At 69.3% G+C, this 8,075-nt stretch carries 8 protein-coding genes and 1 pseudogene; 1 reads left to right on the forward strand and 8 read right to left on the reverse strand.

The annotated features are described in order from the left end of the window. Nucleotides 1-20 precede the first annotated feature (20 nt). Nucleotides 21-1,229 (forward strand): alpha/beta hydrolase family protein, encoded by a 1,209-nt coding sequence (locus BN4332_RS17955; protein ID WP_066900255.1) that lies wholly within the window; start codon nucleotides 21-23, stop codon nucleotides 1,227-1,229. Here BN4332_RS17955 and eccE read toward each other — a convergent pair. The 8 genes and pseudogenes from eccE to BN4332_RS34435 all read right to left on the reverse strand — a co-directional run. After that, the gene (gene eccE, locus BN4332_RS17960; RefSeq protein WP_066900257.1) at nucleotides 1,185-2,102 is read right to left on the reverse strand and encodes a type VII secretion protein EccE; all 918 of its coding nucleotides are present in this window, start codon (nucleotides 2,100-2,102) and stop codon (nucleotides 1,185-1,187) included. The genes BN4332_RS17955 and eccE overlap by 45 nt on opposite strands. Continuing rightward, nucleotides 2,099-3,502, reverse strand: coding sequence for a type VII secretion-associated serine protease mycosin (gene mycP, locus BN4332_RS17965; RefSeq protein WP_066900259.1), 1,404 nt, complete (start codon nucleotides 3,500-3,502; stop codon nucleotides 2,099-2,101). Before mycP ends, eccE begins: the two co-directional genes overlap by 4 nt. Before the next feature lie 7 nt (nucleotides 3,503-3,509). Continuing rightward, entirely contained in the window at nucleotides 3,510-4,925 is a 1,416-nt protein-coding gene (gene eccD / locus BN4332_RS17970) for a type VII secretion integral membrane protein EccD (protein ID WP_066900261.1), read from the reverse strand. Nucleotides 4,926-4,986: 61 nt separating this feature from the next. Then, a complete protein-coding gene (locus BN4332_RS17975) occupies nucleotides 4,987-5,874 on the reverse strand; it encodes an ESX secretion-associated protein EspG (RefSeq protein WP_066900263.1) in 888 nt (295 codons plus the stop codon). A gap of 33 nt (nucleotides 5,875-5,907) precedes the next feature. Further along, the gene (locus BN4332_RS17980) at nucleotides 5,908-6,195 is read right to left on the reverse strand and encodes a WXG100 family type VII secretion target (RefSeq protein WP_019342950.1); all 288 of its coding nucleotides are present in this window, start codon (nucleotides 6,193-6,195) and stop codon (nucleotides 5,908-5,910) included. 29 nt (nucleotides 6,196-6,224) lie between these two features. Beyond that, the gene (gene esxG / locus BN4332_RS17985; RefSeq protein ID WP_066900265.1) at nucleotides 6,225-6,518 is read right to left on the reverse strand and encodes a type VII secretion system protein EsxG; all 294 of its coding nucleotides are present in this window, start codon (nucleotides 6,516-6,518) and stop codon (nucleotides 6,225-6,227) included. A 49-nt stretch (nucleotides 6,519-6,567) separates the two neighbouring features. After that, nucleotides 6,568-7,867: pseudogene (locus BN4332_RS17990) on the reverse strand (PPE family protein). Nucleotide 7,868: 1 nt separating this feature from the next. Beyond that, nucleotides 7,869-8,075: PE family protein (locus BN4332_RS34435; RefSeq protein WP_066900281.1), on the reverse strand; the 207-nt coding region annotated here is incomplete at its 5' end.

The following is an 8,075-nucleotide window of genomic DNA, read 5'->3' on the forward strand; positions in this document are numbered from 1 at the left end:
GTTGGTTAGCATCGGGAATCGTGGACCAGTCCTCCGTCGATCCCGCCGATCCGGTAGCACCTCCGGTCCCCATCCCCGATGTTCCCGGCGGTGACGCCGGCGCAAAGGGCCTGCCCCGCCGCGCCGATCTGAGCATCCGGCAACGGGCCGTCGTCGAGGCCTCCGCCGTCGCTGACATCGCATTACGGACCGGCGTCGCCTCGATCGTGGCCACCTCGATGGTGCCCAGCACGGTGGCGTCGATCGTGCGCCCGGCGGCGTCGCGAACCGAGCACGCCCACATGCGGTTCTACGCCGAGCTGGCCGCCGCTCAGGATCCCGCGGTGTCGTTCCCGGCACCCACCGAGCCACCGCTGGTGTCGACGCGCCAGGCCAATCCGGTGGCCGAATGGATCGCGCACGGGCGGGTGGAGAACCTGCGGTTCCAGAGCAGCTTCACCGCCGTGAACCCGGCCATGCGCGACATGTGCGGCGGTTTCGCTCGCAACAACGTTGTGCGGGCGCAACATTGGCGTCACGACGACGGACCGCATCCCACGCTGTGCGTGATCCACGGGTTCATGGGGTCGCCGTATCTCGCGAACGGCCTGTTTCTGTCCCTGCCGTGGTTCTACCGCTCCGGATACGACGTGTTGTTGTACACCTTGCCGTTTCACGGTCGCCGCGCCGAACCGTTCTCACCGTTCAGCGGATACGGTTTCTTCTCGCACGGATTCGCCGGATTCGCCGAGGGCATGGCCCAGGCCGTGCACGATTTCCGTTCGGTCATCGACTATCTGGAGTTCACCGGCGTCGACCGGATCGCCCTGACCGGCATCTCGCTGGGCGGGTTCACCTCGGCACTGCTGGCCAGTGTGGAGGACCGGATTCAGGCTGTGGTCCCCAATGTCCCTGTGGTGACGCCGGATCGCACGGTCGACGAATGGTTCCCGGCCAACAAGCTGGTGGCCCTGCAGCGGCTCGTGGCCCGCACCGATCCCGCCCTGACCGAGGCGGCCACCCGGTACGCCTCGCCGCTGAACTATCGCCCGCTGGTACCGAAGGAACGACGGTTGATCATCACCGGGCTGGGTGACCGGCTGGCTCCACCGCAGCAGGCCGAAATGCTCTGGGAACACTGGGATCGCTGTGCGTTCCACTGGTTCCCCGGCAACCACCTGCTGCATGTGAGCCAGCCGGACTACCTACGCCGGATGACCCGCTTCCTGCGGGATTTCATGTTCGACTGACGACAGCAATGCCTGCGGCGGGTTGGTCGGCGTGCCGTCCAGACGCTCCGTGGACAACGGGTTGAGTGCCGCCAGCGCCGGGCGGTGCCGCCCGCGGACCGGGATGAGACCGGCCAACGGAGCCTTGGCCGACGGCCGGTCGGCCGTGCGGATCGCCGCACCGACGGTGATCTGCGGCGTCACCGGGGATCCGGTGAACTCCAGCGCAGTCCAGGTCTCCTGCGCCGGCAGCGCACCGATGCCGGCGAGGACGGCATCCAGCTTGTCGTTGACGTTGACCCGGTAGGCCGCAACGTATCCGGAGTCGTCCTGCATCCCGCGCCAGGTTTCCTTGCCCGGGTCCGGCAGCGGCGAGTCCACCCCGTCCACCAGCGTGACCGTCCAGCCCTGCTCGCGCAGGTGATCGGCGAGCCGGCGTCCGACGATCTCCGTGGTGTCCCGCAACGGGATTCGCGACGACCGCGCGCGCAGCGCATCGAGGTTGTCGGCCGCGGCCACCGTCAGGCTGATCCAGCTGCGCCGGGCACCGCCCGCATCGCGGTGGGTGAGGCGAACCTTGTCGCAGCGGATGCCGTAGCGGTCCAGATAACCGACCACCACCGGCAGCTGGGCCGGGTCGGCGGGATCGACCCGCAGCACGACGGTCTCGGAATCGACCGGCTGCTCGGCCGGTTTCTTGGCGAGGTTGCGCCGCCACATGCCGATCCGCCGGGCGATCCTGGTGGTCAGGAACAACCCGCCCCACCAGGCCAGCAGCAACACCACGGCGGCGACGGACACACCGAGCACCCAGCGTTCGGTGTTGGTCTGCCACGGCCGGGCCAGGACCGCCGCGACGATGAACAGCGACGCCAGCGCGAGTCGGGCGGTCATGAGGTGGGGTCCTTCCGTCGGTTCGCGGCGGAGGCGGTGCGCACGCGAGGAGCAAGAAACGTACAGGCCAGCGCCGCCAATGCCAGGGCTCCGGTGCCGACGAACGCGACGATCCGCGGGGTGTTGTCACGCGGGGCGGGTTCCGGTGGTGCGGCAATCGGCTTGCCTTCGGGGGCCGCCGGTCCATCCAGTGGCATGTCGGCGACATCCCAGGTGAGTGCGGCCACCGGATCGACACCGCCGGCACCGATCACATTGGACGGCGAGCGGGCGGCGCCCTGGGCCGTCGTGGTCAGCCGGTGCACCACCTGACGCGCGCTCAGGTCGGGAAACTTGCTGCGTACCAGGGCCGCAACCCCGGACACATATGCCGTGGCGTAACTGGTGCCGCTGAGCGGAATCAGCTTGTCCTGATCGGTGAGCATGCCGTTCGACAGCCCGCCTCCCGGGGCGTTGCTGACCGAGGAGATGTTCTCCCCCGGCGCCGCGATGCCGACCCACGGCCCGGCCATGGTGAATGCCGAGGGCTGACCGGTGGCATTGAGGGAGCCCACGGACAACACGTAGGGCTGCCACCACGACGGCACGGAGACCGAGGAGACGCCGCCCCAGTTGCGCGGGTCGTTCGGAGAGCCGGACAACGGATTGGACCCGCACGCCGAACCCGTCGTCACCCCGCCCTGGGTGTTTCCGGCCGCGGCGACGATGACCGCGTCCTTCTCGACCGCCGCGTAACGCAGGGCCGCACCGAGTTCGGTCTGATCGACCTGCTTGTCGGCGGGCACACAGGTCACCACGGAGATGTTGATGACGCGCGCGCCCATGTCGGCCGCACGCACGACGGACCGGGCCAGGCTGGCCACATCTGCGGCCGCGCGGGCCTCCGCGGCGTCGGCGGCAGGCGTTCGCGGGGCGAACCGCGGCGAGTTCTGCCGGATCGAGATCAGCCGGGCCTCGGGTGCCACACCGGAAAAGCCGTCGGGGCCGGGTTGACCGGCGATGAGGCCGGCGACCGACGTGCCGTGGCCGTCACAATCGGTCAGGCCGTCGGTCGACTCGATGAAGTCGCCGCCGCCTTCGACGTGAGGCAGCCGGGGGCCCGGCTGCACACCGGTGTCGATGACCGCGACGGTCTGGCCCTGCCCACGGCTGTGTTTCCACGCACCGGACAGGTTGAGCGCCAATTGGTTCGGGTTGACCGCGCCGGGGTCGGAGCCCGGCAGGACGCCGGTGGTGGCGCATGCCGAACGTTGCGTCATCGCCTCCACCGGACCGGCGCTGCCGGCCGGCGGGGCGATCTGCGGATCGACCTCGGGCGGGCTGATGGCACCCGCCGACGGGGAGCTGACCAACAGCACGAGTCCGGCTGTGGCCACAACCCCCAGGCTCTTGTGGATCACCGATTCATCACCTGTCGAGAACGAGGCTGAACAACCCGACGAGGAAGGCCATCACCGGGATCAGCGAAGCGTCGAGACCGGTGGCCAGGAAGCCGACCAGTCGCCGCATCGGCAGCGAGTAGGTGTCCGGGGAGGCAACCCGCGGATTCAGGGCAGCGATCAGCCACACCACGACGAGCGCGGCCAGCGCGGCCAGCGCCCACCAGGCGGCCAGGTAGCGACCGTCGATCGCGAACGCCACCAGCAGGGCAACGGTGAGCAGGTAGGGGTGGCCCAGCAGCCAGGCCTTGCACGAGGCCGAATCCCACACCCGGGCCCGCAGGGCGGCACCGAGCGCGGCGGCCACAACGACGTACCAGGCCCAGGGCGAGGCGGCCGGCGCGGCGACCAGCGCCACCGAACCCGCAACTCCGAGCAGCACACCCGCGGCGATCACCCCGGTCTGGTGCGACTGGCTGACCCGCACCCGGCGCGGCAGGTCGGCCAGCACCGACAGCGGCTGCGCGGAAGGCGACGGATCACCGGGCGCCGGGATCACGGGCAGGGGGAAGCGGGCCCACATCGCCGACAGCTGGGCGGCCTGCACGGTGATCACCAGCGCGATCAGGATCAGGGCGCAGCCGATGACCGTCCAGGAGATCTCCCACAGCGTGGCCGCACCGGCCACCAGCAGCACGCCGGCACCGGCCAGGGCGGTCGCGGTGAACACCGCGATTCCGCGGTCGTCAGGCGAGCTGGCCATGCTGATCAACGACCATGCCGCCACCCCGGCGGCGGCCAGCAGGATGCTCGGGGCGCCGAATTCGCCTGGCACACCGAGTGCGAACGCGGCGGCCACGGGGACCAGCGCGGTGACCGCGAGTGCGGTGGCCAGTACCGGCGAGCGGCCGCGGGTCGACAGTCCGGCCAGCACGGTGGCCACGGCGATACCGCCGACCACGAACAGGCCCAGCAGTTCACCGGTGACCACGCGGTGCACGACGCCCAGCGCGGTGCCCACCAGTATCAGTCCGATCAGCGCCAGCGATGCGGCCTTGGCGATATTGGCCGCACCCCATGGATGTTGACGGGCCGCGGAGAAGATCACCGCGGCGTCGGCGATGTCCTCGACAATGCGCGGGGCGGCGGGGCCGGCCGGAACAGCTTGCAGCGCAAGCAGGTCACCGTCCACCACACCGACCGTGTCGAGGGTGGCGTCCAGGCTGAACGGCGCACCACCGACCGGGGCCAGGCTGAGCCGCACCGGGTCCGGGGCGCTCGCTCCGTCATCGCCGGAGGCGGGGAGCACGATGCGCTGGACCGCGGGCAGGATCTCGCGCAGCGGCAGCTCGGACGGCAGCGCCATCTCGGTCAGCCGGCCACCGTCGTCTCCAGCGGCCAGCACGGCCACTCGGACGATCGGCATCACAGTGTTGTCGGACATTCCTATGCTTTCTGGGTTCTTCTCATGGAGCGTGAATCTCGGTGGGATACGGCGCTGTCGGTTACTGGTTGTAGGTGACCACGACTTCGTCGAAATCGCGGACGAGCGGTTGGTCGGGGAACCAGGAACCGCTGGGCAGGGAGGCGGTGAGCCGTTCGACCGCCATGGCGATCGCATCGGCATGTCCCGCCGTGAAGGTCGAAACCCATTCCCCGTCGAAGGCTTTCGACGGGGCGACCAGGATCCGGCCCTCGGGGGTGTCGATGATGCTGACCCCCACTTGGGTGGTGACCCGGTGGCCGTCTCGGTGTTCGCCTGCGACGATCTCGACGTAGGTCCGCCGTCCGTCGAACACCGATTCCACGATGGGCCGGGCCGAGGCCGGGACGCCGAGGAATCCCAGCACTTCGGTCAGCGGAGTGCCGTTGCGGATCTGCTCGTCGGCCCGTGCGCCCGCCGCGGCCGGCAGCGCGAACTCCTCGAACCGCGCGGGCCGGCGTTGCGACAGCCCGGCGGTGAGCACCGGTACCAGCGAATGCGGATGGGTGATGTCCATCTCGGTGAACGTCACCAGCTGCGCGTTGCGCAACACCACGACGGTCTTGACGTCGCGGCTTTCGTCGACTCCGTGCTGGTCGAGTCCGCGCGCCACGATGCCGCGCAACAAATCCCCCGGACCGGAGACGAACCGCAGGTCGAGCCACTGGGTTGCCCGGCAGGTCAGCCGGATCCATTGCGCCACCTGCGGGTTCACCCCACCGCTGGCGTCGAGCACACCCATCGCGGTCAGTTCAGCGGCCTGTTCGGCGACAAAGCCGGGCCGCTGCGCCGGTTCGCTGTAGGCAGGCGTGATGGCCAGCACCCACGGGAACGCCCCGGCGCCCAGTACCTCGGCGAGGTACCAGGCCTGATCGGTGGTCAGCTCGACAGCATTAGCTCCTGTGCTCAATGCTGAGCCTCCGGCTCCAGAAGGTTACCGGCACTAGCCCCACTTGGCCCCTTCGGCGGCGTCCCGCGCGCTCATCGACATGGTGTTCATCTCGTGAGTGGAGGCCATGGCCCGGTAGGCCCGGGTCAGCTCTTCCATCGCCTGGTTCCACTGGGCCTGCCAGGCCTGGTAGGTCATACCGGTGTCACCCTGCCAGGCGCTGCTCAACGCGGCCTGCTCGGCGGCGATGTCGGCACCGACGGCGTGCAGGGCACCCGAGTAGGTGTTCATCTCTCCGGCGTGAGCGAGCATGGCCGGGTAGTTGTACATGATCTGCGACATGAAAACTCCTGTATCCGTTACTTTTTCGGTTAGACGGAGGTGTAGGTGCTGGCGGCGGCGGCGTCCTGGGCCACGTAGGTGCCCGCGGCGTCGCCGAGGTTGAGCTGCGCGACGTCGAGCAGCGCATTGACCTTGGCCGACACCTCGACAAACCGGGCGTGGGCGGCCTGGAACGCGGCCGAGGCCTCGCCCATGTGGAAGGCCTGCGAGGACATGGCGGCCTGCTCGGCCTGGGCGATGGTGCTGCGCATCAGCGCGGCCTTGGCGCCGAAGGCGGCCTCGGAGGCGATCAACTGCGGGATGTGAGCGTCCAACAGACTCATGGATTTTCCTTTCGGATCGTTGGTGGATGGTCGTGCACGAGCGGTCTGGTCAGCTGCGCGAACCCCCTTCCGGATCGCCCGGGGCCTCGTCGGGGTCCCAGGAACCGGGCAGCATCGGCGAGACAGGGCTCTCGTCGAATCTCTCGCCGGCCAAGGTGGTCAGGCCGGCCGCAGTCGCTTCGGATTTCGTTTCGGTGCCGGTGAATCCCATGGTTCCGGCACCCCGTTCAGAGGCACGCACGCGCGGCTCCGGCTTGGGCGCCGGCTCCGGATCGGGCGCCTCGTAGTCCATGTAGGCATCCGCGTAGGCGTGGTCTTCCAGTGCCGCACCCCGCTTNCAGCGGGTACGAGCGTTGTTGCTCTGCCTGCGGTGCGATCTCGGTGGGCGCGGCCGCGGGTGCGGGCGCCGCCGGCGGCTGCATGACGTGGTCGATCAGCAGCACCAGTCCCGTGATTCCCAATGCAGCCAGGGCCGGTATCAGGAACGGTGACGACAGGATCATGGCCCAGGTGGGCCAGCCCACCAGGTTGGTGAACACCTGGTAGGCCACCGCGGACAACAGCGGCCCCCACGTCCCCCACGCCCCGATCGGATCGGTCATGAAGTCGTTGAGCATCTTCTGCAGATTGCCGAGCGGATCCTTGAGGAAGTCGATGATGTCCTGGCCGCCGGGCACGTTCTTCAGATATTGCTCGAGCAGATCGGAGATGATGTTCGAATTTTCCATCGCCGACCCGGAATCCGTCGCGGTGCCCTGCGCCATCATCTGCTGCGCGTTGGCCGAGGCGGTACCGGCCTCTCCCACGCCCGGTTTGAGCAGCATCGGCGCCGGTGCACTGGTCGGAGCGGCCATCACCGCGGCACCCGAGACGGCTTGGTAGGTGGCCATGGTGGTGGCCGCCTGGATCCACATCCGGACATAGTCGGCCTCGTTGACCGCGATCGGAATCGTGTTGATCCCGAAGAAGTTCGTGGCCAGCAGCACGCCGTGCACGACGTGGTTGAGGGCGAGCTCGGGCAGCGTCGGCATCGTCGCCAGGGCCGTGGTGTAGGCCGCGGCGGCGGTCTCGTGCTGGACGGCGACTGCGGCGCTGTTGGCACTCTGCTGCGCCAGCCAGGTCAGGTAGGGGCCGTGGGCGGCCACGTACTGCTCCGAACTCGGGCCTTCCCACGCACCGGCCTGCACCCCGCCCAGCACGCTGGTGAGTTCGGCCGCCGCCGAGGCGTATTCAGCGCTCAGCGACTGCCAGGCCCCCGCTGCGGCCAGCAACGACCCGGCGCCCGGACCGCTGGAGAGCAGCGCCGAATGCACCTCGGGTGGTAGGGCCATCCAGATGGGGGCGGTCATCTCAGATGCCGCGCGCAGTCAGGTAGGACGCGGCGGCCATCGCGTCGCCGGTCACGTAGCTGGCGCCGGATTCCGCAACACCGGCGCCGGAGCGACCGAGTTCCTCGACGCCCTGCGCGGCCAGCGCCGAGTGCTGGGCGCCGTGAGCGCTGAAACCGGTGGCGGTCTGCAGCGAAACCGCATCGGCCGCAGGCGGGATCACCGCCGA

The sequence above is a fragment of the Mycolicibacterium houstonense genome (assembly GCF_900078665.2).
GTDB classification, from domain to species: Bacteria; Actinomycetota; Actinomycetes; order Mycobacteriales; family Mycobacteriaceae; genus Mycobacterium; species Mycobacterium houstonense.

Coding starts and splice junctions, on each gene's coding strand:
- eccE (WP_066900257.1), bottom strand. CDS start 2,102: ATGACCGCCCGACTCGCGCTGGCGTCGCTGTTCATCGTCGCGGCGGTC.
- eccD (WP_066900261.1), bottom strand. CDS start 4,925: ATGTCCGACAACACTGTGATGCCGATCGTCCGAGTGGCCGTGCTGGCC.
- BN4332_RS17980 (WP_019342950.1), bottom strand. CDS start 6,195: ATGTCGCAGATCATGTACAACTACCCGGCCATGCTCGCTCACGCCGGA.
- esxG (WP_066900265.1), bottom strand. CDS start 6,518: ATGAGTCTGTTGGACGCTCACATCCCGCAGTTGATCGCCTCCGAGGCC.